The 23,598-nt window shown below is 41.7% G+C and carries 25 protein-coding genes; 9 read left to right on the top strand and 16 right to left on the bottom strand.

The window, feature by feature from the left end; translation table 11 throughout:
- Window positions 1-89: 89 nt before the first annotated feature.
- The 3 genes from AC6JA8_RS18720 to AC6JA8_RS18710 are packed head-to-tail and all read right to left on the bottom strand — an operon-like array spanning window position 90 to window position 4,029.
- Window positions 90-1,613 (bottom strand): aldehyde dehydrogenase family protein, encoded by a 1,524-nt coding sequence (locus tag AC6JA8_RS18720; protein WP_497975128.1) that lies wholly within the window; start codon window positions 1,611-1,613, stop codon window positions 90-92.
- A gap of 8 nt (window positions 1,614-1,621) precedes the next feature.
- On the bottom strand, window positions 1,622-2,653 hold the full coding sequence (locus AC6JA8_RS18715; RefSeq protein WP_497975127.1) for an arginine N-succinyltransferase: 1,032 nt from the start codon (window positions 2,651-2,653) through the stop codon (window positions 1,622-1,624).
- Between the two features lie 8 nt (window positions 2,654-2,661).
- Window positions 2,662-4,029, bottom strand: coding sequence for an aminotransferase class III-fold pyridoxal phosphate-dependent enzyme (locus AC6JA8_RS18710; RefSeq protein ID WP_497975126.1), 1,368 nt, complete (start codon window positions 4,027-4,029; stop codon window positions 2,662-2,664).
- Window positions 4,030-4,124: 95 nt separating this feature from the next.
- On the opposite strand from AC6JA8_RS18710, the gene AC6JA8_RS18705 reads away from it, so the two are divergent.
- The 5 genes from AC6JA8_RS18705 to AC6JA8_RS18685 all read left to right on the top strand — a co-directional run bounded on the left by AC6JA8_RS18705 (window position 4,125) and on the right by AC6JA8_RS18685 (window position 8,090).
- A complete protein-coding gene (locus AC6JA8_RS18705) occupies window positions 4,125-4,838 on the top strand; it encodes a tetratricopeptide repeat protein (protein WP_497975125.1) in 714 nt (237 codons plus the stop codon).
- Between the two features lie 15 nt (window positions 4,839-4,853).
- Window positions 4,854-5,498, top strand: a complete 645-nt coding sequence (locus tag AC6JA8_RS18700) for a cyclic nucleotide-binding domain-containing protein (RefSeq protein ID WP_497975124.1) — start codon at window positions 4,854-4,856, stop codon at window positions 5,496-5,498.
- Window positions 5,495-6,547: an AI-2E family transporter gene (locus AC6JA8_RS18695; protein WP_497975123.1), complete on the top strand. Its 1,053-nt coding sequence runs from the start codon at window positions 5,495-5,497 to the stop codon at window positions 6,545-6,547. Before AC6JA8_RS18700 ends, AC6JA8_RS18695 begins: the two co-directional genes overlap by 4 nt.
- A gap of 134 nt (window positions 6,548-6,681) precedes the next feature.
- Window positions 6,682-7,347: an outer membrane protein assembly factor BamD gene (locus AC6JA8_RS18690; protein ID WP_491638693.1), complete on the top strand. Its 666-nt coding sequence runs from the start codon at window positions 6,682-6,684 to the stop codon at window positions 7,345-7,347.
- Between the two features lie 11 nt (window positions 7,348-7,358).
- Window positions 7,359-8,090: a tetratricopeptide repeat protein gene (locus AC6JA8_RS18685; protein ID WP_102245322.1), complete on the top strand. Its 732-nt coding sequence runs from the start codon at window positions 7,359-7,361 to the stop codon at window positions 8,088-8,090.
- Window positions 8,091-8,167: 77 nt separating this feature from the next.
- Here the strand turns inward: AC6JA8_RS18685 and fliW are convergent, their stop codons facing one another.
- From fliW to AC6JA8_RS18625, 12 genes are all read right to left on the bottom strand, one after another.
- Window positions 8,168-8,743, bottom strand: a complete 576-nt coding sequence (gene fliW / locus AC6JA8_RS18680; protein ID WP_497975122.1) for a flagellar assembly protein FliW — start codon at window positions 8,741-8,743, stop codon at window positions 8,168-8,170.
- A 92-nt stretch (window positions 8,744-8,835) separates the two neighbouring features.
- Window positions 8,836-9,066, bottom strand: coding sequence for a carbon storage regulator CsrA (csrA, locus tag AC6JA8_RS18675; RefSeq protein WP_102245320.1), 231 nt, complete (start codon window positions 9,064-9,066; stop codon window positions 8,836-8,838).
- 141 nt (window positions 9,067-9,207) lie between these two features.
- Window positions 9,208-10,242 carry a flagellar hook-associated protein FlgL gene (gene flgL / locus AC6JA8_RS18670; RefSeq protein WP_497975121.1) on the bottom strand — a complete coding sequence of 345 codons (1,035 nt, stop codon included), beginning with the start codon at window positions 10,240-10,242 and terminating at the stop codon, window positions 9,208-9,210.
- A gap of 12 nt (window positions 10,243-10,254) precedes the next feature.
- The gene (flgK, locus tag AC6JA8_RS18665; protein WP_497975120.1) at window positions 10,255-11,718 is read right to left on the bottom strand and encodes a flagellar hook-associated protein FlgK; all 1,464 of its coding nucleotides are present in this window, start codon (window positions 11,716-11,718) and stop codon (window positions 10,255-10,257) included.
- A gap of 9 nt (window positions 11,719-11,727) precedes the next feature.
- The gene (flgN, locus tag AC6JA8_RS18660) at window positions 11,728-12,219 is read right to left on the bottom strand and encodes a flagellar export chaperone FlgN (protein ID WP_158649750.1); all 492 of its coding nucleotides are present in this window, start codon (window positions 12,217-12,219) and stop codon (window positions 11,728-11,730) included.
- Between the two features lie 42 nt (window positions 12,220-12,261).
- Window positions 12,262-12,579 carry a flagellar biosynthesis anti-sigma factor FlgM gene (flgM, locus tag AC6JA8_RS18655; RefSeq protein WP_497975119.1) on the bottom strand — a complete coding sequence of 106 codons (318 nt, stop codon included), beginning with the start codon at window positions 12,577-12,579 and terminating at the stop codon, window positions 12,262-12,264.
- Window positions 12,576-13,091, bottom strand: coding sequence for a hypothetical protein (locus AC6JA8_RS18650; RefSeq protein WP_497975118.1), 516 nt, complete (start codon window positions 13,089-13,091; stop codon window positions 12,576-12,578). Before AC6JA8_RS18650 ends, flgM begins: the two co-directional genes overlap by 4 nt.
- A 94-nt stretch (window positions 13,092-13,185) precedes the next feature.
- Entirely contained in the window at window positions 13,186-14,190 is a 1,005-nt protein-coding gene (locus tag AC6JA8_RS18645; protein ID WP_102245314.1) for a flagellar basal body P-ring protein FlgI, read from the bottom strand.
- Between the two features lie 3 nt (window positions 14,191-14,193).
- A complete protein-coding gene (locus AC6JA8_RS18640) occupies window positions 14,194-14,985 on the bottom strand; it encodes a flagellar basal body L-ring protein FlgH (RefSeq protein ID WP_497975117.1) in 792 nt (263 codons plus the stop codon).
- Window positions 14,982-15,875, bottom strand: coding sequence for a flagella basal body P-ring formation protein FlgA (locus tag AC6JA8_RS18635; protein ID WP_497975116.1), 894 nt, complete (start codon window positions 15,873-15,875; stop codon window positions 14,982-14,984). Before AC6JA8_RS18635 ends, AC6JA8_RS18640 begins: the two co-directional genes overlap by 4 nt.
- A 9-nt stretch (window positions 15,876-15,884) precedes the next feature.
- Window positions 15,885-16,727 (bottom strand): flagellar basal-body rod protein FlgG, encoded by an 843-nt coding sequence (gene flgG, locus AC6JA8_RS18630; RefSeq protein ID WP_497975115.1) that lies wholly within the window; start codon window positions 16,725-16,727, stop codon window positions 15,885-15,887.
- Between the two features lie 25 nt (window positions 16,728-16,752).
- Complete coding sequence (locus tag AC6JA8_RS18625) at window positions 16,753-17,589, bottom strand: flagellar hook-basal body protein (protein ID WP_497975114.1); 837 nt, start codon at window positions 17,587-17,589, stop codon at window positions 16,753-16,755.
- Window positions 17,590-17,820: 231 nt separating this feature from the next.
- Between AC6JA8_RS18625 and AC6JA8_RS18620 the strand changes: the two genes are divergently transcribed.
- The 4 genes from AC6JA8_RS18620 (at window position 17,821) to tolA (ending at window position 22,906) form a co-directional block, all read left to right on the top strand.
- Window positions 17,821-18,027: an exodeoxyribonuclease VII small subunit gene (locus tag AC6JA8_RS18620; protein WP_102245310.1), complete on the top strand. Its 207-nt coding sequence runs from the start codon at window positions 17,821-17,823 to the stop codon at window positions 18,025-18,027.
- A complete protein-coding gene (locus AC6JA8_RS18615; protein ID WP_497975113.1) occupies window positions 18,027-19,073 on the top strand; it encodes a patatin-like phospholipase family protein in 1,047 nt (348 codons plus the stop codon). The genes AC6JA8_RS18620 and AC6JA8_RS18615 overlap by 1 nt, the downstream gene beginning before the upstream one ends.
- A 25-nt stretch (window positions 19,074-19,098) precedes the next feature.
- Window positions 19,099-21,765 carry a penicillin-binding protein 1A gene (locus AC6JA8_RS18610; protein ID WP_497975112.1) on the top strand — a complete coding sequence of 889 codons (2,667 nt, stop codon included), beginning with the start codon at window positions 19,099-19,101 and terminating at the stop codon, window positions 21,763-21,765.
- A 127-nt stretch (window positions 21,766-21,892) separates the two neighbouring features.
- Window positions 21,893-22,906: a cell envelope integrity protein TolA gene (gene tolA / locus AC6JA8_RS18605; protein ID WP_497975111.1), complete on the top strand. Its 1,014-nt coding sequence runs from the start codon at window positions 21,893-21,895 to the stop codon at window positions 22,904-22,906.
- 149 nt (window positions 22,907-23,055) lie between these two features.
- Here tolA and AC6JA8_RS18600 read toward each other — a convergent pair whose 3' ends face one another.
- Window positions 23,056-23,352 (bottom strand): hypothetical protein, encoded by a 297-nt coding sequence (locus AC6JA8_RS18600; protein WP_102245306.1) that lies wholly within the window; start codon window positions 23,350-23,352, stop codon window positions 23,056-23,058.
- Window positions 23,353-23,598 lie beyond the last annotated feature (246 nt).

Here is a 23,598-nt window from a genome sequence, read left to right as displayed (position 1 = left end):
GTAGGGGGTTTTTATAAAAATTCTCCTCTCTTGTCCAGAGAAGTAGTATTTTCTACAGGAAATGGCCCTCTTGAAGAGGGCCATTTGTATTAAAGGTCTAATCCGATAATCGATTTAATATCTTCCGGCTCATCTGAGAGCACTTCTAAACAAGACATCTGATACACGCAGGCATCAATCGTCGTTAAAGCGGCCGGGTGATAGTTCCCAGAGTTCTTCACCCCTCCAAATGGAAGCTTCGCTGAAGCACCCACAGTTGAGCGGTTGAAGTTAACAAGACCAGAATCAATTTCTTCCACACATTGCTTGAAGATTGCCTGATCTTTCGTGAAAACGGCTGCGGCCAGACCGTATTCAGTTGCATTGGCAATAGAGATAGCTTCTTCAATTGTGTCGTAAGGGATAAATGTTACGTTTGGCCCGAAGATTTCACTGTGAAGGAACATGCTGTCGTTATTCCATCTCTCCGCTAGGTGAATAGATGGGCTGACGTAGTGACCTTTTTTCGTTTTATCCAGTTGCTTTCCACGCATGATTTCCTGGATACCTTCGCGTTTTGCCATTCCCATGAATAGGAGATAGGCGTCAACTGCACCTTGGTCAACGAGTGGTCCCATAAATGGTTCACGAGAGAATTCCACTGGGTGATCAATGATGATTTTTTTCGCCATTTCGTGGAATTTAGCAATGAACTCGTCTTGGATGCTTCTGTGGATGGCGACGATTGAAGTCGAAGTACATCTTTGACCAGAGCTTAGGAAACATGATTTTAAAAGTTCCTGAAGAGCGTGGTCCTGGTTGGCATCTTTGTGAAGGATCGTTGTGTTTTTTCCACCTAGTTCAAGTGAAACAAGTTTTGAAAGATCATGGTGAGTGATATCCAGGATTTTCTTTCCAACTTCTTTTGAACCTGTGAAGAATACACCTTTTACTGATTTTTCTTTGAGTAGGCGTCTTGCTACTTCGCCATCACCTTGGATGAGATTGACAACACCTTCTGGGAAACCAGCAGCGTGGAAACACTCGATCATTAGCTGAGCAGAGTAACAAGTTTTTTCACTTGGCTTAAAGATAATTGAGTTACCAGCAATCAGTGAACTTAAAATCTGTCCGTTTGCCAGGTGGCAAGGGAAGTTAAATGGCCCGATGATTAAGCTTGGTCCAAGAGGCTTAAATACGATGTGACCATTTGTTTTTGGAAGAATGGCATCGATTTGTTTGTTTGAAATGCGTGGAAGAGAATCGTTGATTGTCACATCAACTTTGGCGACAACCGAAGCAGCTTCAGTTTTTGAATCCCAAAGTGGCTTTCCTGTTTCGTAAGCGATGGCGATAGCGATCTCTTCTTGTCTTTTCTTAACTTCTGCCTGGTATTTTTTCAGGTAGTCATTTCTTTCAGCTTGAGAAAGTTTTCTCCACGTCTTGAATCCTTTGATTGCCGATTCAACTACGCGATCCACATCGCGGTAATCAACCGGAGCTTCCCAAAGGGCCAGCGATAAATCGGCAGGGCATGATCTCTTGATGATGTTTTCAACAGCAAGTGGCCCAGTCGTTGCTGGTAGATTGAAGTTTCCGTTGTAGTAGTTTCCTAAAATTTTATATTTTGTCATATTTTCACCTATAGGTAAGTTGCGAACGTTTTAAAGTCCTCTTTAAGTCCTAGTTCTTTAGCTTCTTCAGGGTCAATAATGAATTTAGCAGGGGAACCTTTGTTCAAGTTTCCAGTGATGTAAGCAGCTTTAAATGTGCCGTCTTCAGTTGGGAGACTGGCCATGATGCTCTCGACATCGCTTTTAATAATTTTGTCGCGGATTAGGATCTCCACTTCAAAAAGATCTTTGACTGGTGTGATGTCTTTAAGTTTAGCACGGTAGTGAGGCCCACCATCAAAAGGGTCCACTTCGTTCATATACTTAAAGCCAATGCTCTCAAGCATTCTTTTTACCGGTGCCGTTGAGTCGCCCACCTTTCCGATAGCGTTTCGCGCTTCAATCGGAAGGAGTGTCATATAAATTGTGTCAGATGGGAAAAGATTCAGGATGAATTCTTTGTTGCTTCTCGAAAGCACGTCAGCTTCATGGTACTCAAGATTTAAAAAACGTCTTCCAATCGCTTCCCAGAGAGGAGCGTGGCCTTCGTTATCAAATGGAGGCATTAGTTCTGAGTGAATCGTATCTTTAAATCGCTCAGGGAACATTCCCATATACAGGAAACGAACGAATGAGAGTTGCTTTCCAAGTTTTTTATCACTCTTTCTAAATTCTGGATCGAGAATCAAGCCTCCGATTTCTGTCGGGCCGTTGGTGTCCAATCCAAGCTTTAGAGTTCCATGGATAAAGCCAGTGTTTAAAGACATAGAGAACTTGTTCTCTTGTCCAACTGTAAAAAAGTAATGAGGTTCATCTTCAGTTCCATGTTGGGCATGGATCATTGATGTCCCGACAATTCTTTGGGCCTTCGTGTCTTCTAGCACGAAAAGGTAGTGGTTTTCCCACAGCTTTCTGGAAGGTTTAGTGAATGCTTTAATTGAGCTTTCGATTTTCGTCTTGATGATCTCTTTATCAGGTGGAAGGTTGATAAAAAGCATCAGTTGGCTTAAATCGTAAAGATCATCAAGGTCATTCAGGCTTGCAGATCTAAGAATATACATAACACGTCCTAATTAATGGTCTCGAGAACAGTCTTCTCAACGATTGAAAAGATTTCATCAATGTGCGAATCCAGTAATGGAAGCGGCAGAAGGAAACGAACGCGAGTTGGCTCTTTCCCGGCAGAGAATGAAATAATTCCATTTTCAAAAAGTTTCTTCATAAATTTATTTGTGACATCAACTGAACCATCTCCCACTTCAAATGAAAGCATAGTTCCGATACCGCCGTAGTAAGGGATCTTCCCTTTGCATGACCCTTCAGAAAGGGTCTTGAACTTAGCTTTGAATTTTGTCTCAAGTTCTTTAATACGTCCTTTCTCCCCGTAGAAGTTTCCTTCTTTCAGGTAACGAACAGTCGCTTTACCAGCGTTAAGCGAAGCGATTGAACCGTTGAATGTTCCGGCGATAAGTCCCGCCTTTGGATTTAACTCTTCAGTGTAGAATGTTCCGGCAGCTTGAAGAACTTTTCCGATTGTCACCACATCAACATACTCATCAAGGTCAAACATCTGATAAGCAAACATTTCAGTTGTTCTCGTGAAAGACTGAACTTCATCTACCCAAATGTAGATTCCATGTTTTTTCGCCCATTCGAAGATTGCTTTGTAGTATTCTTTTGTTCCGTAGATAAATCCAGCTTCACCCTGGATTAGCTCGATAGTAAGCGCACAGTAAGTGTTGCCGTTTGTTTCAATCAGTTTATCAAGTGCTGCGATTGTTTCCTGGATCGCATTTTCAGAATTTTTGTAATTGTAGTGTGGAACGTGGTCAACCTGGATCGATTTTGGCATTCCTTCACGGTAGGCCTGGTTGTAAGTTACGTCCTGCATAGCGATTGATCTTCCAGCAAATGATTTCTGGAAAGCAATCAAGCGGTAGTTTGGTGCTTTTTTCTGCCATAGGATTTTTAAAGCAGTGTCGTTTGAAAACGATCCTGAACATGAAAACCAGAAGTGCTTAAGGCGTGACTTCTTAACAGCATCCAGAAGAACTTTTGAAAGCTCATACGGCTCTTGGTAAGAAAGCAGGTTTCCACACATCATCGTGTCGCTAGTGGCAGCTTCAAGGTTGGCTTTAATATAAATTGGGTGAGAGTGACCAAGTAGGTTGACACCGATAGCGTTGATCAGATCGAATTTAACAGAACCATCAAGAAGTTCTACGAAAGGGCCATGGCCTCTTCCCGTTGCCATGAATGGATAAAAGAATCCACGTCCTTTTAGGCTCTCATATTCTTTTAGTTTTTCATTTAGCACTTCTTTTTTGCTTTCATCAGCAGGTTTGATGTGATCAAACTTCTGCTGTTCTAAGAGAATAGAAGAGAAAAGCTTATTAAAATGCTCGCTAATATCGTTAGATTGAACTCCAATGGTCATGACTATACTTCCTTATGTGGTTTTAAATTTTTTTAGGGTGATACGGAACTCTTTTTCTCGCTTGCAACTAGCGTGGCCTCTGCGATAATTAATTTATGAAAAATACTAGCACACTCCCTAAGACATTGCCTATAACTGGCGCTTCTAGAAAACCGCTTTCTGAGAATAAAGAACTCTCTTTTGATGAGCTGTATTTAAAGAAAGATTATAAGGGCGCAGCACAGTATCTACTTAAGAATAAGCAACAATTTGACTCAGGTATTTTCCATTACAATCTGGGAACGGTTTATTCGAAAATGGGAGACCAGGCCACTGCGAGATTTCATTTAGAAAAGGCGATTCAAGAGGGTTATATCAACAGCTCTTCTCTCAATAACTTAAATTTTGTTAAATCCAACCTCCAGGTAGATGACTTAAGCACCTCAAGCAGCCTTCCGGATCAGTTTGTTAATATAGCAACATCGATTCCTGTTGCTGGTTATGTGAGTTTTACTCTGCTTTTACTCATCATTTTTACACTAATGATCAGGTTCCAAAAGATTACTAAAAAATGGGTGATGGCCGCAGTTCTTATTCTTGCTGTTGTCCCTATGCTTTTTTCTTTTATCTATATCAAAGACATCAACCATGCGATTGCTCTTCAAGACATCCCACTTTATGAAGGACCTTCAAAGATCTTCAGCGAAAAAGGGAAAGTGCGCGCAGGTTCTAAAATTATCCTGGGTGAATTTAAAGAAGGCTGGTTCTACGTAGAATTCCCACTTTCACTTTCTGGATGGATTAACAAAGATCAATTGGGCCTATTTTAAAATACTGGAGAAACGATGAGCGCCTCTTACGAAAAAGAAGTCAAAGAATCGGGCAACAAAGGCGAAAGCCATTCAAAGAGAATTGACTTCGGGATGATGAAATACTTATGGATGGCCAATCCATTAAGTAAACTGCGCCGCGATTCAATTCCGCGCTTTTTAAGAAACGTGGAACTTTTAAAAAATTTCTCCGATAACGAACTCAGAATCCTGGCGAAGTTCATGCACTCTCGCAAGTTTTCGGAGGGAGACACCGTCTTTCGCGAAGGTGAAATTGGTATCGGTTTCTATTTTATCTTTTCTGGCTTAATTGAATTATCAAGAGCAGATTACGGACACGAAGTTGGTGAAGAAAAATTCCTGGTCTTGGACGAGTTCTGTTACTTTGGAGAAATGGCCCTGCTTCAGGACGCCCACCCGAGATCAGCAACAGCTGTGGCGAAAAGCCCTTGTGAATTGATTGGTATTTTTAAACCTGACCTTGAGCATTTAATTGAAAATCATCCGGTGATTGCAGCGAAATTGATTCAATCCATCTCGCTTGCCCTTGCTGATCGCCTTTTTTATATGACGGAAGAAGCAAGTAAAATCACTAGGCGTCTAAGAAAATTAGAGCGCCAATTAGCTGAGAAAAACCACGAACCAAAAGAGCAAACATGATTTTGAGCAGTCGAAAAAACATCGTCAAAATCCAGCTGATCTTTTTTGCAGTTGTGATTTTACTCTTTTGTACGCTGGTGCTGGCCTTACCTCGAATTTCAATTCCCATTTCACTGGCCTATATTTTATCGCTGGCCCTAACTCCAATCGTAAACTACTTAATGCGCTTTCATTTAAGTAAGACAAAAGCAACTTTAGTTGTTTTCGTCGTTCTGTCGGTGTTGATTGGTCTGCCACTTTTTAAAGTCATCCCGGTTCTCTCAATGCAAACGAGAGATATCCAATACAATCTCCCGCAAATCGAACAATACATCATCACTCAATACGAGGTGGTGACCGCTTTCATCAAGGCGAAAACGGGTCATGAACTGGCCGATGGGTATGTTTTTCAAACGCTTTCTCAGTTAGAGACATGGGCGAGTGAATTTGTGGTGAAAGTTCCCAACTACCTGGCAACGCTTCTTGAATGGATTTTCTTAGTCCCATTCTTCACGTTCTTTTTGATCCGCGATTCAGATTCGTTTAAGAAAACGCTTTTAAGTTTTACACCTAATACGATCTTTGAACGTTTCTATTATGTTATTCACGTCTTCAACCGCCAATTGGGAGATTATTTCTTTGCGAAGTTTGTCGAGGCGGTGATTGTTGGTGGAATTATCACGATCGGTCTTCTGATCATGGGAATTAACAACGCTGTCATCTTAGGATTTGCGGCCGGAGTAACTAATATTGTTCCTTATGTCGGTCCAATTCTGGGAGTGATCCCGGCCATTATTTTAACGATGCTTGAATATGGATTAACATCGCCAACGATGGGAGCTGTATTGATTCTTTATGCTGTCGCCAACGCGGTTGATGCCTTTTTTGTATTCCCATTCCTGGTTTCAAAAATTGTTAACCTGCACCCAATGATCGTCGCCATCAGTGTTATCGTAGGGTCTCACTACGCCGGAATTACAGGGATGGTTATTTCAATCCCGGTAGTCGCGGCCATCAAGCTCATCATCACTGAAATCTACAACGAAATTTATACTGAACGCTCCAAGTAAAAAAGCTTGGAGCTTCACTTTTAACCCCTTAAAAATACGGCATATTTTTCAATCATTCCAATGCCTTTAGCCTTGTCGTAGCCTTCGCCAAAATGATACATTTTTAGCATTAAGAACCTCGTTTGGAGCTATCGTTGAAAGTTGTTAAGTTTTTAGTAATGGCGTTGTCTGTTTTAGTGATTTCTTGTGCGACTAAAAGACCACAGGGAGCGACAGAGGCAGAAGTTCTTTATAAAGAAGCGCAGGAGTTGGTTGGAAAATCTCGTTACATCCAGGCCACGGAAAAACTTAACCTGATTCGTTCTCAATACCCATATAGTTTCTATGCGACTCACGCAGAACTTCTTCAGGCCGATATTTTATTCTCTCAAGAAAATTACGCTGAGGCTGCTGCCGCTTATATTCTATTTCGCGATTTTCACCCGAAATACAACGAGCTTGGTTATGTTATCTTCAGGATTTCAGAATCATTCTACCGTCAGCTTCCCGAAACATATGACCGCGATCTTTCAGCGGGAGTTGAAGCGATTAAATACTACAATGAGTTGATGACGACTTATTCAAACACAGAATACGTCAAAGATGCTCAGAAGAGAATTGCTCAAATCGAAGATATGTTAGAGAAAAAAGAAATCTACATTGCAGATTTCTACTTCAGAACAAAAGATTTTTTCGCGGCTAAAAACCGTTACGAAGACATTTTATCCACACTAAAAAATGAACAAGAACGCCCGCGCATTATGGCCAACGTAGAGAAGGCCAACAAAGAACTAGCGGAACATCCGGTAGAATCAAAGTAGGAGAGCACAGAATGTACACTTCAAACAATGAACAACTGTTAAAGACTGCCCGCGAATGCTTTGAAAAGCAGGAATATAAAAAGGCGCAAGTTGTTTTAAATGAAATCATTGAATCAGACGATCGCAACGTAGATGCTTTATTTCTTCTGGCAAACATCTTCCATATCAATGGAGAAATTGGGAAGGCGATTAAAGCTTTTAACAAAGTTTTAAACTTAAATCCTGAGCACACAGACGCAGCTATTAGCCTTTCTGTTTTATACAACGACATCGGACAATACGAAGACGCTAAAAAGGTTTTCGATACGGCCAATGAGCGCGTAAAAGGTAAAAACAAAGGTGCTGGTCTGATGGAAGACAAGCACATCAATAAAAAATTCGCTTCTAAACACTACGAACTAGCAGATTTATACCTGTCATATAATCGCTACGATGAAGCTCTCTTTGAGTTTAATAAGGTCGTCGGTCTTGATCCAGAGAACCTGGATGCACGTATCAAAATCGCTAAGGTTTACGCGAAAAAAGGCTTCGTTGCTAAGGCGATTGAAGAACTTAGAAACCTTAAAAACGAAGAGCCAAACTTCGCTCCAGCGCGCATCGCTCTTGGGGTCATTCACTACGGAAACGGAAATGTTCTTGAAGCTCAAGCAGAGTGGGAAAAGGTTCTGATTAAAGATCCATTCCACGCTGAGGCCAGCATGTATATGAACCTTTCTAAGACTGCGACAGAAACTCGCCTGTAAAATTCTTAAAACGATTAAGCACAAATAAAAAAGGCTCCCATGAGGAGCCTTTTTTTATATCAATTTTAAATGATGAATTAGTTAGCTTCTGGAGAATTGTTTTTCGTTGTCGTGTTAACTGTGTTTGTTGAAACAACAGTTGTTCCATTGTCTCTAGCAGCTTGAGCAACGTTAGTTCTCTTAGAGTCGTCTGAAGCATTCGTAGAGTAGTTAACGATGTACTTCTTAAGATCCATGTACATTTTGAAACGAACTTCTAGTTTTGAATCTTGAAGAACGATCTGTCTTGCCATCTTTGTTTTGTTATTGATGATGATCGGCGCTTTTAGGTTCGCTGACATTTCAGTAACGTTTTGTGGGATAGTAAGCACTGTGTACACGCTAGCATTTGATAAGTTCTCTAGAGCTAAACTGTTAAGTTCAACTGGAAGAAGTTTTACCATGTAGTTAGGTTGGAAAATTTTTGGTTCGATAATTGGGAATGCAGTACCTGCATCATCAGTTGATTGAAGCCAAAGAATTAACGTTTGATCACCTGGATCAACGATGAAGAATTTTTTTAGGTTTTCAAAACCGAGTAAACCTTCTGTAAACTCAATAATGTCTTTTTTGTCGACTTCTAGTTCGCCAAATCTAGTAGTTTTGATTTTCACTGTTAAAGCCTCCGCTTTGTGCACCACGGTCGAATACCCGACCTCTATGCAAAGATTTTAACAGCCGTAGGGGCAAAAGTGCAAGCAGGAAATTACTTCTTGTTTAACTCATTGGCCAAATCGGCAATTGAGCTTAAGTCGGCCTGTGAAGCCTCTGTATTTTGGTCTTGGATGGCCTTGTAGACTTCTTCTCTATGGATTTTGGTCTCTGGTGGCGCTTTGATACCAAGACGAACCTGTTTTCCTTTGATCTGAACAACTACAATTTTAATGTGATCGTCTATTGCGATGCTTTCGCCTAGCTTCCTTGTCAACACGAGCATAAATCAACCTCAGAAATCATTCGCCGGAAGTCTTTCCTGATCCGGCTTGCAATGCTTCATATATTATCTGATTAATTAAATTGCAAGCAAAAACTAAATTATTTTCGGATAATGACAATGGGCAGTGCGTGAAGAGGAGGATTAACGACGCAGGAAGTCCATCAAGGATTGATTCATAAGTCCCTGACTTGCCTGATAGGTTGTTTTCAGAATGGCCTGCTGTTTGTTGATATCCGAAAATAATTCGGTCACATCAGCGTCAACAAGAGCACTGCGTCTGGAAGCGTGCTCGATATTTTCGTTGGAAAGGTTGTTTTTCGACGATTCTACAGAGTTTGTGATCGATCCGATACGAGTTCTCAGGGTAACAAGGCGAGAGACTGTATTGTCGAATTTTTCAAGGAGACCTTGAATCATTTGAGGATCGTTATTTTCAAGGGCGCTTGTTAGTGCCTGAAGCTGAGAGAAAATATTATCGCGCGATTTAAATCCGTCTTCGGCGCCTTCTGCACCTTCAGCTTTTGCACCCTCTGATTCAACAGAGGCCAGGTCGCGGTTGAGCTTAACCGAAGGAGCGTCTTTGAATTGATCAAATTTCTCCAATGGGTTTTCGGCTTTAACAGTGTCGGTTGTATTGTAGAAAACTTCTTCACCAGTCAAGTTGATTGGCACGAAGAAGTTTCGGGAAACTTCTAGTGAGATATGTCCTTTATCGCCTTTGTAGTTACCGTTTCCATCAAAAGGAACTGTCAGCGTGCTTGTTCCAGAGAAGATGTGTTTGATCCCAACTTTTTTATTGGCGATGGCCAGTGCCTGGTTATAGAGCTGCTGAACTTCGTTTGCAACGTTCTTTCGTACGTCGGCGTTGAAGAAGTCAGAAGACTGGGCGATGGCAATTTCTTTTGCTTTAACGATAATATCTGTCAGTTCTTCAACTGACTTCTCACTCACGCTCAGGTTTAAAAGAGCGAAGTCAGCATTCTTTAAATATTGAAGGTTGTCGTTGGTCGAAGACGTCAGGGCCATGGCCTCAACGTTACTGACCGGGTTGTCAGAAGGACGTGTGATCGCCTTAAGGGTTGAACCCTTTAATTGTAAATCTTCAACTTTCGCTTTCGTTTTATTTAAAGCGTATTGAAGAGAGGCGGTTGAACTGTTTTCTGAAACTCTTGTCATTTATTTATCCAACTAGCGTTTTAATTCCAGTACTGTTTTAAACATATCATCTGCAGCTTGCATAATCTTCGCTGAAGCCTGGTAAGCTTGCTGGAAGCGAATCATATTCGCTGTCTCTTCATCGATTGAAACACCCGTTAATCTCTCTCTTAAGCTGTTTGCTTGAGCAAGAATACCTGTGGCCTGTTCAGAGTCGATGCGCGCTTTACCTGTCTCCAGACCGATATTACCAATCGTCTGTAAGTATTTTTCTTCCAGAGTCACGCTTCCGTCACCTGAAATTCTTTCGTGTTGAAGTTTTGAAATTGCAATCGCTACGCGGTTATCACCCGGAGCATTTGGCGAAAGAGCTGCCGCAATGTTACTCAGGTCCGCTTTAACCGAGTCAGAAAGATCGATTTCGTTACCGGCTTCTTCTACTGAAAGAGGCTGCTTAAAGAAATCAAGACCAGTCGTTAAGCCTTTGTGGTCTACGGCCGCAGGTTTTCCATCGGCACCAATAGTGATTTCGCGGTTAACGAACCCCTGGCGGTGGATAGAGTTTACTGAAGACGTAAACTGGTAAGCGATTCCATCGATATCGTTTTGTAGCTTTTTTAAGTCTTCATTTCTTACTTTGATAATTGCCGCTAAAGTTCCACCTTTAAAAAGATCAGTGATCTTTTGTGATGGGCGGTCTTTTAATACAACTTCAACGGAACCGTTCATTCCGTTACTAGAGTCGTTTTTATTCTGGGTGACAGTTCCTAGCTCCTGAACGTGAAGACCTGTTACCAGTGTCCCGATTCCCTGAGCCGTTACGATAAAGCGGTTTTTCTCATCAACGTAAGTGTGAATTTTAAAATTTTCAGAAAGGTTTCTCAAGGCCATATCGCGCTGGTCGCGAAGGTCTCCGGTTTCACCTTGAGCGGCTTCAATCGTTGTGATCTTTCCGTTAAGGTCAGCGATGTGACGAAGAAGCTGGTTAACATCAGCAACAGAGTTTTGAATTTTTCTGTCGATGTTTCCTGATTGAGTATCAAGAGTCCCGCGGATACGGCGGAAGTCTTTAATAACCAGGTTCGCGTTGTCGCGAACAACTGATCTGATCGTTTCGTTTTCCGGTTGATTGGCAAGCTCTCTAAATGAGTTAAAGAATTTGTTGATAACCTGGTTTAATCCGTCTGAGTCCAGCTCGTTGAAGATGTTTTCAACTTGCTCAAGGTGCTCAGTTCTCGATTCGTAGAATTTATTATTGGCAAGAGCTGTGTTTAAGCGCTTGTCGATGAATTCGTCGTTAAAGCGTCTTACACCGTCGATTTTTACCCCGGTTCCCTGAACGAATCCGCCGACAGAAACAGGAATAGCCGTAGACTGCATGACACGCTGGCGAGAGTAGCCTTCAGTGTTGACGTTAGACAAGTTGTGCCCGGTCACCTCAAGGGCTTTCTTTGAAACGTTAAGACCGGATTTCCCAATGCCTAATAAATCAGCCACATCTTCTCCTTACGTGCTCGTCGTTACCGCAGAGCCCTTCGCAGAGTAAGTCGAGTAGTTTTTCTTTCCCGAAGCTTCGATGCGAATTTGCTGAAGTGAGTGTAGTGCTTTGTTGATAAAAAGTTGGTTGCGTTTATTTTGTGCCTGAATCTTTTCAATGATGTCGATTAACAATGCATTAAAACGGAACAGGTGTTTTTGATTGCTTTCAATTTCATAGTTCGACATAACTTCCAGCAAAGCTGAAACGCTGTCGATATTTTTTTCGGGATAAAGAGCGCTGATATCTTTAATCAGGTCTCTTCTCATCATTTCCAGAGTCCCGATACGAGCGATGCATTCATTTTTTTCGTTGATTTTTTCTTCTAATAACTCAAGATCGCTTTTTAAAAGAAGCGAGTATTCGTCACACGTAAGATTGAAAAGCTCGTTATGCTCTTCACAGAACTGCTTCCATAGATTAGTGACTTCAAAATAGAGTAGGGCCAGTTTATCTTTCATTCGATGATCCATCCTAGATATCGATTAAATTCAGGGAGAGTCCTAAAACTCTTGTTCCATGATTTTATCTGCTAAATCACCAGCGTCTACATTGTATGTTCCCGCTGCAATTTGAGCTTTTAAGCGTGCAATTTTATCTGTGTTATCAATCGCAGGAGCAGCGTCAGCTACTTTTTTAATGCGAGAGAAGTCCTTGATTGCGTCAGGGATATCTACTTTTGAATCATTCTTTGAGAATGTTTCAAGTTCTTCTCTTCTGATATCTGAATTGCGAGTCAGCCCAGTTTGTCCAACTTTCGAGCTTTCGCGTTTGTTAGGTAGGAAGATCGAGCGTGAAGATGTACTGTCAATCTTGCTCATTGTAGGCCTCCGCTTTCTTTTGTGTCCGACAGAGCTTTTTCGTCGGTCACCGGGGTAGAATCATTCTTCCCCATTTCAATTGTATCCGTTTTCCTGTCAATTTTATAGCTAGGCAAATTCTGGTGTATGCGGTTCGCCTGGGCCTCATATTGCCTTAAAGCTACCTCATTTCGCATTCTTTTGGGATAAATCTGGTTCAAAATCATGTCTTGAAGTCCCAGATTGTTTTGCTCTGTCAGAGCTTTGGCACGTTCGCCCTTTTGTAGGGACTTATAATAGTCCATGGCCATCCCACCGCCGCCTTCGGAATCAGCTTCATCAACTGTCTTGGCCATTTGCTCAACCATCATTTCTGCAAACTGTTGTTCCATGCTTGCAGCGACGTCTTTGAATTGTTTTGGGATGTACTGGCGGTCATCAATAGTTCTGCCCTGGTTAAGCTCTTTAGGCTTTACCTGATCATTGACGGAAATACCGCGGTTAATTTGGGGATTGATTTTAGTATCACTCATTTTTACTCTTCCTAAGCTTATGAGTACGAAGTCTTAAAAATTTTAGCATCAATGAGTGATCTATAGCTAGATATAAAATTTACAAAGTCTGACCTTAGATCAGTTCAATTTCACCTACGAGAGCTCCGTCTCGTTTAAGTGTTTGAAAGATAGAGATCAAATCCTCTGGGGCTACACCAAAAGCATTTAAGCTTTTGACTAATTCACTCAGGGTTGTGCCTTTTTCCATGTAATAGACTGAACCAGGTTTAGCGGCCTTAGCATCGCCTTCGCCTTTAACCTCGATTGTCAGGTCTCCGTGGCTGATGGCCACTGGTTTTACCATAACGTCTCCACCGGCCACGATAGTTCCGGTTCTTTCGTTGATAACAATCTTGGCAGCAGAGTCAGTGTTTACTTTGAAATTTTCGATGATTGCCATTAACTGAACAATATTTCTTTCGTACTGATTTGGGACAACCAAATCAATTGTCGTTGAGTCCTTTGCCGAAGCAAATTTTCCACCTAGTTCTTCATTGATAACTTTTTCCACGCGGGCTGCAGTTGTAAAGTCGGGAATATTAAGACTTAGTCTTAGCGAATTTTTCTTTTCAAATTCAGTGATCACTTCGCGCTCAACTGTTGCACCACTTGGAAGTGTGGCCGTTGTTGCAAACTTGGCCCCTTTTTTTAATCCACCAATTGAAAGGGGACCGCTGGCCACTGCATAAATATTCCCATCACCAGCTTTAAGTGGAGTCACCAGCAGTGTACCACCTGCAAGAGAAGAAGCGTCTCCGATACTTGAAACGACAAGGTCAATTTTTTGTCCTACGCGGGCAAATGGAGGAAGCTTTCCCGTAACAACAACAGCTGCTACGTTTTTAGATGTAATTTCAGACTTAGGGTTTAGACCTAGTTTCTCAAACATCTTTTTAAGAGAAGAGTTAGTGATTTCGCCACCAGCATCTCCAGTGCCATTAAGACCGATAACCAGACCGTATCCGATGACAGGGTTTTCGCGAACTCCCTTAACAGTTGTGATGTCCTTAAGTCTTGAAGGAGCAGCAAAAACTGGAGTCGTTAAAAGTAGAGTAAGGGCCAGTGCACATACTTTCATTAATTACCTCACAACAGAAACGTTTGATTCAATGATAGAGTCAGAGTTTACAACGTCATCGTCTGTAATATCTTTTCTAGAGACTAGTGCCTGAACTTCAACCATTCTCTTTCTGTTTTTATATAAAACGTTCTTTCTTCCTTTAATCAGTAAGTGCTCGCGGTTGATTTCTTCAACAACTACACCTGAGATTTTATCTGTAGAGTTAGCATCAGTTGCCGCGTCCGCAGGTTTAGCTGCTGCCGTTGTCGGAGCTGGTGCTGCTGCATCGGACTTCTTTTCATCCCCAGCAGGTTTTGCTTCGTACGGGTTATCCGGGAAGGCGCGTTTTAGTTCCAGCGTGATTTCATTTCTAAGTTTTGCTAAAACATTGATCTGGATGATGTCTCCAGAGCTTTTACTTTTACTAGTGGCAAATAAGAAAGCGTTTGGATCAGCACTACCCCAAAGACTTCCATCGTTGCCGTTGTCTGTCAGGTCACTTGCAGTTGTACGCTTTAGAGCTACGCGCTCGTCTTGGTACTGGCGTTTAACTTCTGGGTTAAGCATTCTTTGGTTTGCCGTTGAAACTGTGTCTCCACGGTTTCTTCCAGGCTTGTTATAAACAGAAGATGTTCTTCTTTTCGTATTTTTTCTGTATTGATCGAACTGATCTGGGTACGGTTGATTTTGTTCTTCTTCGTCAGCGTAAACGCGTTCCTGGCGGTCAAGGTCGCGGTACATACCATCCATAAACGATGAGCATGAAGCAAATAGAGTTAAAGAAGATAAAAGAATCGCATTTCTCATTTTCATAGTTCAATCACCACTTTGTTATAGTCCACAACTTTTCCAGCAATGTTCTTATTGTTTGGTCCTTTAAGTTCGATAGTTTCACCGAAACGTCCTGAGCGAATTGGCATGGCCATTTTTTGAAGGGCAATGCTGTTGCTGACAAGAGTGACGTTTACAGGTGTGCCGTAATTCACCAGGTTTACTGCCTGCAGGTCTAAGTTAGAGACGACAGCGTTTTGCAGAATCGTTTTGTTTGATTTGTAGAAACGAATGTTATCCAGAGTTGTTAAAGCATTATCTGGAGTCATTGTTAAAACTTCATCGAAATAGAAATCTTCCGGCTCTAAGTTTTTTTGTTGAAAGCTTAGGTTGCGTTTTGCTTTAACTACTTTTACTTTGGCCATGATTTTTGAAGCAAACCAAAGAGTTCTCGTTGAATTAGCTACAACGTTAGCGATATCGATCTTGATGTTTTTTTCACCGAAACTCTGGCAGGCGTCGCAGACAGCGCGCATTTGTTCGCCTTCAACTAATCCCAGGGAGCTTAAACCATTGAGGCTTCTTGCTTGAGTGAAGTGAAGATTACTTTCTGGAAGAAGCTGGTCTCTGATCGCAGAGTTGAAATCCAGGAGAGAAAGTTTTTTATTAACGAAGGTTACAGAGATATCAGAGAATTCTTTTTGCAACTCAGATCTTAAGAAATCTGTACCAACAGTTCCTTCTGAGTTAGAAACAATTGAACCAAGTTTATTTGTGATCTCAGGAGAGCAGTTAGAGTCGCGAACGATGTCGCGCGAAACTAGGGGCTGATCTTTTTGCAGGCGATAAACTTTAGAAAAAAGCTCGATCTGGCACTCAGAAGCGCCTGCTGCAAAAGTCGAGAATGTGAATAAAAAGGCCAAATACTTCATTAAAATCTCTTATCTGATGTTGTTAATTGTTTGCATCATCTGATCAGCCACACCCATAACTTTCGAGTTCATTTCGTAAGCACGTTGAGCACGGATAAGATCAGTCATTTCAGTCATTGGGCTGACGTTAGATGTTTCAATCGCCCCTTGCATGATTGACCCGGCATTATCCATTCCGGCAATCCCTTGAACTGGCTGCCCGCTTGAAAGAGAGATTTGGTAAAGGTTCATCCCTGTCGACTTAAGTCCAACCGGGTTAACAAATGTAAAGATAGGAACTTGTCCGACTTCCGTTGGCTCAGCTCCACCTTTAGTGAAGGCCTGCATTTTTCCATCTTCAGAAATCGAAACACTTGAAGTGTTAGGTGGGAAACTAAAACCTGGATAAAGTTTGTATCCTTGTTTTGTCACCATTGTCCCTTGGGCATCCACGTTAAACGATCCGTCGCGAGTGAACTTTAATTCTCCGTTTGGCATGATAACACCGAAGAATCCATCTCCGTTAATCATCAGGTCAAATGGGTTGTTTGTGATTTGAGGAGAGCCGTTAGTGAACTCTTTTCTTACCGCTGAAACTCTCGCTCCAGATCCAACTTGAGTTCCTACGTTGTAGTTTGTCGATGAAGAGGATCTCGCTCCAGCTTCCTGGATTGTTTCATATGTTAGATCGTCAATTTCCGTACGGCCTCTTTTAAAACCTGTCGTGTTGACGTTAGCGATGTTGTTTGAAATCGTGTTGACGTTGGTTTCCTGTGCACTCATTCCCGAAGCGGCCGTATGTAGGGCCTTAAGCATGGCCTGCGCCTCAGACATGGTTGCTAAACTTAACATCATCAAAAATAATTTACTCATTTTCTTTTTCAAAGCTCACACCCCATTAAAATTTAGATATCTCGTTAACTGCTTTTGAACTCATGTTGTCGTAGGTCTTGATCACTCTCTGGATCGATTCAAAGTTGCGGTTGGCATTGATCAGATTAGACATTTCAGACACGGCATTGACGTTGGATTGTTCTACAAATCCCTGGTGAATGCTGGTCTTTAGATCGCCGACTTTAACGTTTTGTTGATCTGGATTGATAAAAAGAGAGTTTCCTTCTTTTTTAAGCGCGTGAACGTCATTGAATTCCGTCACGGCAATATCAGCTACTTTATTAGCGCCGTTAAATACTTCGCCTTCAAGGCTGATAGAGAATTTTCCGTTTCCAACAGTAATCGCACGGGATTCGGGAGATGAAGCAAAATTCATTTTTCCGTCAGCACCAGCAATAGGGGGAGCATCTTTAGACAGGACGAGAAAGCCTTGGTCCGTCACTAGCTTTCCATCAGCATTGATGCTGAAAGCGCCTTTTCTTGAAAAACGAACACCATTAGGCGTCAGGACTTCGTAGAAGCCCGGCCCGTTAAGAGCGTTATCAAAGTAGTTTCCGGTTGGAGTTAATTGACCTTGTTCATGAAGAGTGTAGGTTCCATCGACTTTAACAAAAGAATCTTCGGCGTTGTAACTTCTATAGAAGTCTTCTGGTTTCCAGTCTTTTTCTGGAAGGTCGACGCCTTGCTGGTCACCCTTTTCAAGGGCAGCAAGATATTCTTTAAAGACAACTTGGTCTTTTTTGAATCCAGGAGTATTGGCATTGGCCACGTTATTAGCAATCGTCTCAACTTGTCTCTGTTGAGCAATTGCGCCTGATAGGGGCACCCAAAGTTCTCTCAAAAAGCTTCCTCCGGTTTTGAGATGACTATTAAGTTAACTATAACGTGCGAGGTGCCAATATCCCTACATAGGTAAAATTGTCCCTCTCAAAAGACTTTCAAGTAAGTGCTTGATAATGTATCTTACCCATTAAAGATGAAGCTAATTATGAGGAAATTTTAGATCGGTAAGTGTAGGGATTTTGACACATAATACAGGTTTAAAAGACTCGGTTAAATAAAGGGGCAGATTATGACAAAAAAGAAATCTTTTGAAGAATCTCTCAAAGAGCTGGAAAATATAGTATCCAAACTAGAATCAGGCGAACTGGCCCTCGAACAAAGTTTAGAGCAGTTTGAGGTTGGAACTAAACTCTATAAAGAGTGCAAAGACCAATTATCAGTTGCTGAAAAAAAGATTGCGGTATTAACCGATAGCTTAAAAGAAGAAGACCTTTAATGAATCGTTTACTCCTATGCTGCCTTTTAATTGTTTTAGCTGCCTGTGGATCGGTGCAACCGATTGCAACTAGCAAAACAAACTCAACAACATCATCAAATCAAACGAATGTTCCTGCTCAAGTAGATATGGGACTTCCGGAAGAAATTGGTGTGGGGTCAGGGGCAACACCTCAATTGATTCCGAATGAAGAAACTGTCCGTTTGGGAGATAGAGGTGGAGACGTTTTCACTCCGGTTGAAGACTCGGCAACAATCGGCCAGGGTGTAGCGAGAAAGCTGCGCATCGGTCTTAGTTTGGGCCCAGGCCTTTATCGCTCTATCAACTATGTCTCGCTTTTAAAATATTTAGAAAGACAAAACCTTTCACCTCAAATTGTAACAGGAACAGGATTTGGAGCCGTGGTGGCAGCGATGTACGCCAGCGGAATGACCCCTGAAGTAATTGAGTGGAATTTTTACCGCTACTTTAAAGAAAAAAGAAAGTACCGTCCTTACGATGCTGAATGGCTGGAAGAAATTGATACACTTCTTTTAGATAAACTAAAAAATAAAAATATTCAGGACACAACGAAGAAGCTTTATATCACTCTTTATAATTCAAAGACTAAAAAGACGTATTATTTCGACAAAGGAAATATCCGCGATCTACTGCTGATGAATTTGAAGTTGAGCAACTCTGTTGACCCTAGAAAAAAAGGCAACCAATACACAGCTGCTTTTGAAAACGAAGTTTTCAACCCTGGACTGATGAAGAGATTAGGGGCGGATTTTGCGATCGGAGCAGACGTTCTTGGTTCAAAATTTGATTTTGAAGATTCAAATGAATTCCTTATCGGAGTTTATGGCCGAGTTTCAGGGCGTATTGCCCGTGAGAAAAAAGGATTCGATTACTTCTATTCTATCCCGGTTTCAAAAATGAGTCTGGACTCAACTGAGAATGGAGCATTTTATTTATTAAAAACTCAGGAATATGTAGAGGGCCAGGCCGGAACTCTAAAAAAACTGATTCAACAAAAAATTTCATCGAACGCAAGATCTGAGTAAAAGGATTTACCTGTAAGGAATGAGAATGAAGAGCTTGATTGTAAAAATTGTCTTCGCGCTACTTGGTGTTGGACTACTAGCGGGAATGACGGGGGCGCTTGCCTTTACTTATTTTAATCTCGACCTACCAAAGATTGATAAACTTCAAGATTATAAGCCAAACCTAGCTTCACAAATCATCTCTAAAGATGGTGTGATCCTGGCAGAGCTTGGATTGGAAAAAAGAGAAATCGTTGAAATGAAAGATGTTCCTCAAAGAGTGATCGATGCTTTCCTTTCAGCTGAAGATGATAAATTCTTCGAGCACAAAGGGGTGGATTACTGGGGACTGAGCCGTGCGATGTTTGCTAACTTTAAAGCAGGTCGTGTTGTTCAGGGGGGAAGTACGATTACCCAGCAGGTCGCGAAGTCACTGCTTCTAAGTTCCGAGAGATCAATTACCAGAAAACTCAAAGACTTTATTCTTGCTCAAAGAATCGAAGAGAAACTAACAAAAAAAGAAATTCTTTATTTGTACCTCAACCAGGTTTACCTAGGGGGCGGGTATTATGGTGTGAAGGCTGCGGCCCGCGGTTATTACAATAAAGAACTTAAAGATGTGACTGTGGCCGAAGCGGCCATGCTTGCGGGTCTTCTGGTTGCACCTGGAAAATATTCTCCTTATGTAAACTCTCACGCCGCTAAAATGCGCCAGGGTTATGTATTAGAGCGTATGCACAAGCTTAAAAAAATCAGCGATGCTGATTACAAAGCAGCCGTGGCAGAAAAAACAATTTACCGCCTGCGCGAAGACGAACTTAAAGCTGGTTATTTCACGGAATGGGTAAGACAAAAAGTTGTTGATGTCGTTGGTGAAAAATCATTCCTGGTTGATGGATTTAAAATTAAGACCACGCTTGACTGGGAACTGCAAAAAGTGGCCGAAGAGCAAATCCAGCGCGGAATTAAAGAAATCGACAAGCGCCAGGGATATAAAGGGCCTTTCGCTCACATCGGAAGTGATGAATTCGTAACTTTTGAAAAGAAATCGAGAATGAATCTTTTTAAAGAGAAGTCTTCATATTTCACGCTTAATGAGCATAACGACAAAGTTTATGAGTTTCATTTTGATGAAAAAGCATACGATGAAATGGAAGAAGAGCAAAACCGCCTGAGTGTAACATCAGGAGATGAGAGCTTTGTTCCAGGTGTAAATGCTAAAGACAATCTTCCGAATGTTCTAAAAGAGAATGTTCAGTATGAAGCAGTCGTTACAAAGATTGATGATACCGCCAGAGTCGTTTATGTCTCTTTAGGTGGATCAAGTGGGATCATTCCTTTTGATTACTTTAAGTGGGCCCACAAAAGAAGTATCAACGAAAACACAGCGTACTATCAGGAAGTAACAAAACCTTCGACTATTTTAAGAGTGGGAGACCTTGTTCACGTTCAGATGGTTAAAAAATCTGTCGGTGTAGCTGAATATTTAACCAAAGAAGGAACAGCTGCTTTAAGTAAATCAAAAAGTGCAGCACTAACTCGCGCTCAAAAATATATCTTATGCCGCCTGGATCAAGTGGCAGAAGTGCAGGGAGCGATCTTCTCAATGGATGCTAAGACAGGTGATATCCTGAGCTACGTTGGGGGAAGTAACTACAATCACTCGAAGTTTAACCGCGTTGTTCAAGCAAAGAGACAACCTGGGTCTTCATTTAAGCCAATCCTATTTGCAGCAGCACTAGAGCACGGATACAACCCGACGACGATTATTATGGACACTCCAGAGGCGATGCCAGGGTTTGACTCGGCTTCAAGCTGGAAACCTAAGAACTACGACGGGGATTATAAAGGGCCGGTGACAATGCGTGTGTCGCTTGAGCAATCAAGAAACATCCCGACCATTAAAATCGCTGATAAAGTAGGTGTTGGAACAATTCTTAAGTTCGCTGAGAGAATCGGCTTTAATGCCAAGTTAGAAAACAACCTCAGTATCGCGCTTGGAACGTTCGGCGTAAGCCCAAGAGATATGGTTACCACATACGCTGTTTTTGCCAATGGCGGACGCTACGTGGTTCCACATGGAATCGTTTCTGTCGTTGATCGCGACGGGAAAAAATACATCATCAACGAAGTGGAAAAAGACATGAAAATTCCAGCAGGTGTTGATGAAGAAGCGACAAACGAAGCGCTCGCTGGAAACCCATTCACAAGAAACCTGGCCGGAAAACAAGTTTATGACCCGAGACTTTCTTACGTGATGACTCAACTTCTTAGAGGTGTTGTGACCAGCGGTACAGGGGGAGCGGCCAGAGCTGTTGGGGCAAACGTTGCTGGTAAAACAGGAACAACAAACGATTATATCGACGCATGGTTTGTGGGCTACACTTCAAATGTTGTAGCTGCAGTATGGACTGGATTTGATGACAACAAAACTCTTGGATACGGCGAAACTGGAGGACGTGCTCCAGTTAATATGTGGACTGAATACATGAAGGCAACTGTACGCAAGTATGGTGATGAGCCTTTTGAAGTTCCTGCCGGAATTACTCAAGCATGGGTTGATAAACAGACTGGTAGAAAAGTTGCACCTAATAGCCCAGGGGCCATTTTGGAATCATTTGCGGAAGCACCTGATACTCCAGTGGAAGATGGAACTGGGACAGCTCAAAAAACCAGACCACTTGGCGATGACGAATACTTCGAAAATCAATAAGTGACTAAAGTATTAAAGTAATGAGCTGAGTGCCGAATCTCAGCTCAATCTTTTCCCTCTCTTTTCCGATACTCATAAGACGACTTTTGCAATTGGACGCGAAGGTTTGTGGATTAGGGATGAAAATATGAAAATCTTAATAAAAGACGGCCAGAAAATTTCTTATTCGTTAGTCTTTTCTTTGATTCTCCATGTTGGCTTTTTTGCCTTCGCTGTGAAGAAAATCGCCCCACCAATTTCATTCTCTATGCCTCAGCAAGTGGCATTCACTGAAAAGAAAAATAGCATCAAGTTAGACTCCATTAAATTCATCTCCCCAAAACAGCTTCAGGCCATTAAAGATGCGCGCAATAGACAAGTTGTTGCCAATGAAACATCAGGTAAAAATGAGAGGCCTGCTAATTCGCGTTTTCTGGGTGAGAAAGACCAGACTTTTGACCGCCAGACAATGGCCGCAAGAAATGGCGCTTTTAAAGAAGCGGGATTAGGGAAAAAATCGGGCTCAGAATCAACTCTAGCTCAAACAGAACCGAAATCTCGTCCACTACCAAAAAAGATGGCGGAAAGCCGTCCAAAAGCTCTCAAAAAAGCTCTTTCTCTAAGTGATCTAGGCGGATTTAAAATGGCCGAAGTAGAGAAAATGCAAAATCAAGCGCAGGAAACTCTACAAGAGATGAAAAAGAAGATGGATGAAGAGGCCCGTGCAGGCGCTCTTGGCGTTGATAAAGGACAGCTTGGCAAAAATGGCCTTGCTCAAAACAGTGACTTCGTCGAAGACGTCCCTCTTGGAGATATGACAAACCTGAATACGACAGAGTTTAAGTATTATGGATTCTATCACCGCATCCGCCAGAAGCTAGAGCAGCACTGGGGAACATCAATTAAAGATAAAGCTAAAAACCTTTACCGCTCAGGCAGGAGAATGCCAGCGAGTGAAAACTTAATTACGTCAGTGTCTGTTACGTTGAATGATAAAGGGCAAATTGTAGATATGCAGATTGAAGGAACGTCGGGAGTAAGAGAACTCGATCAAGCTGCGATCGAGTCCTTTAATAAAGCCGGCCCTTTTCCAAACCCTCCGAAAGGTTTGCTTGTTGGTGGCAGGGCCACAATTCAATGGGGATTCGTGGTTAAGAGTTAAAATCGTTATAAGGCATCATCTACGTCGTTGCCTGCGTTCTTCGGGCGTCAACGTACAGACGTACGTTTCCTTCCTCAGATCCTCGTCGCCTAGTATCTGACACCTTCTAACGATTTTGAAGGATTACTAGGGAGAGGGAAAAATACAAATTAGTGCATGTTGTTTTTTAGAAGGTCTTTTAGTTTTCCGATTCCTTCCATTAGTACGTAGTCATTCCAGATAGAGTCTAGTTCTCTAACAGTTTCAACGATTGAAATCGCTGCTTGGTCTTTAGACATTTTTTCTTCTTCGGCAAGGTGATCAACAGCGATTAAAATTGCACTCATAACAGGCGAGTTACAAATTTTAGCTAACCTATCTTCATAACTAGCGTTGATTCTTTTTTCTTTGCTCTTAATAACAGCAGTATTGAGAAGCTGAATTGCGTCCTGTTTTTCAGACATCATAAAGTAATGAATCCCATTCGTTTTATTTACGGTTCGTTCTTGTGAGATCAGAAGTATGGAGTGAATACATTCTTTCGTAAAGATTTTTTTAAACAAAAATTTTTTCTAATAAAGCAATGAGAGTATGTAAAAAAAATGAGACAAAAAGTGCGGGAAAATTAAGGATTATTTAAATTTTTCGCAGGGAAAAGGCTTAAAAATGAGCACCTTTGCAGGTGCCCATTTTATAAGTTATCGAAAAATTGA

The organism is Bacteriovorax sp. HI3 (genome assembly GCF_059738875.1).
This window is presented reverse-complemented; position numbering and strand designations above follow the sequence as displayed.

Bases quoted from the DNA above. Each gene is read 5' to 3' on its own strand.
- AC6JA8_RS18695 (WP_497975123.1), top strand. From the start codon at position 5,495: ATGATTTTGAGCAGTCGAAAAAACATCGTCAAAATCCAGCTGATCTTT.
- AC6JA8_RS18710 (WP_497975126.1), bottom strand. From the start codon at position 4,029: ATGACCATTGGAGTTCAATCTAACGATATTAGCGAGCATTTTAATAAG.
- csrA (WP_102245320.1), bottom strand. From the start codon at position 9,066: ATGCTCGTGTTGACAAGGAAGCTAGGCGAAAGCATCGCAATAGACGAT.
- AC6JA8_RS18615 (WP_497975113.1), top strand. From the start codon at position 18,027: ATGAATCGTTTACTCCTATGCTGCCTTTTAATTGTTTTAGCTGCCTGT.
- AC6JA8_RS18640 (WP_497975117.1), bottom strand. From the start codon at position 14,985: ATGAAAATGAGAAATGCGATTCTTTTATCTTCTTTAACTCTATTTGCT.
- AC6JA8_RS18650 (WP_497975118.1), bottom strand. From the start codon at position 13,091: ATGAGTGATACTAAAATCAATCCCCAAATTAACCGCGGTATTTCCGTC.
- flgN (WP_158649750.1), bottom strand. From the start codon at position 12,219: ATGAAAGATAAACTGGCCCTACTCTATTTTGAAGTCACTAATCTATGG.
- AC6JA8_RS18600 (WP_102245306.1), bottom strand. From the start codon at position 23,352: ATGATGTCTGAAAAACAGGACGCAATTCAGCTTCTCAATACTGCTGTT.
- flgM (WP_497975119.1), bottom strand. From the start codon at position 12,579: ATGAGCAAGATTGACAGTACATCTTCACGCTCGATCTTCCTACCTAAC.
- AC6JA8_RS18635 (WP_497975116.1), bottom strand. From the start codon at position 15,875: ATGAAGTATTTGGCCTTTTTATTCACATTCTCGACTTTTGCAGCAGGC.
- AC6JA8_RS18700 (WP_497975124.1), top strand. From the start codon at position 4,854: ATGAGCGCCTCTTACGAAAAAGAAGTCAAAGAATCGGGCAACAAAGGC.
- AC6JA8_RS18720 (WP_497975128.1), bottom strand. From the start codon at position 1,613: ATGACAAAATATAAAATTTTAGGAAACTACTACAACGGAAACTTCAAT.
- AC6JA8_RS18715 (WP_497975127.1), bottom strand. From the start codon at position 2,653: ATGTATATTCTTAGATCTGCAAGCCTGAATGACCTTGATGATCTTTAC.
- AC6JA8_RS18705 (WP_497975125.1), top strand. From the start codon at position 4,125: ATGAAAAATACTAGCACACTCCCTAAGACATTGCCTATAACTGGCGCT.
- AC6JA8_RS18620 (WP_102245310.1), top strand. From the start codon at position 17,821: ATGACAAAAAAGAAATCTTTTGAAGAATCTCTCAAAGAGCTGGAAAAT.
- AC6JA8_RS18645 (WP_102245314.1), bottom strand. From the start codon at position 14,190: ATGAAAGTATGTGCACTGGCCCTTACTCTACTTTTAACGACTCCAGTT.
- AC6JA8_RS18685 (WP_102245322.1), top strand. From the start codon at position 7,359: ATGTACACTTCAAACAATGAACAACTGTTAAAGACTGCCCGCGAATGC.
- flgL (WP_497975121.1), bottom strand. From the start codon at position 10,242: ATGACAAGAGTTTCAGAAAACAGTTCAACCGCCTCTCTTCAATACGCT.
- flgG (WP_497975115.1), bottom strand. From the start codon at position 16,727: ATGAGTAAATTATTTTTGATGATGTTAAGTTTAGCAACCATGTCTGAG.
- AC6JA8_RS18610 (WP_497975112.1), top strand. From the start codon at position 19,099: ATGAAGAGCTTGATTGTAAAAATTGTCTTCGCGCTACTTGGTGTTGGA.
- tolA (WP_497975111.1), top strand. From the start codon at position 21,893: ATGAAAATCTTAATAAAAGACGGCCAGAAAATTTCTTATTCGTTAGTC.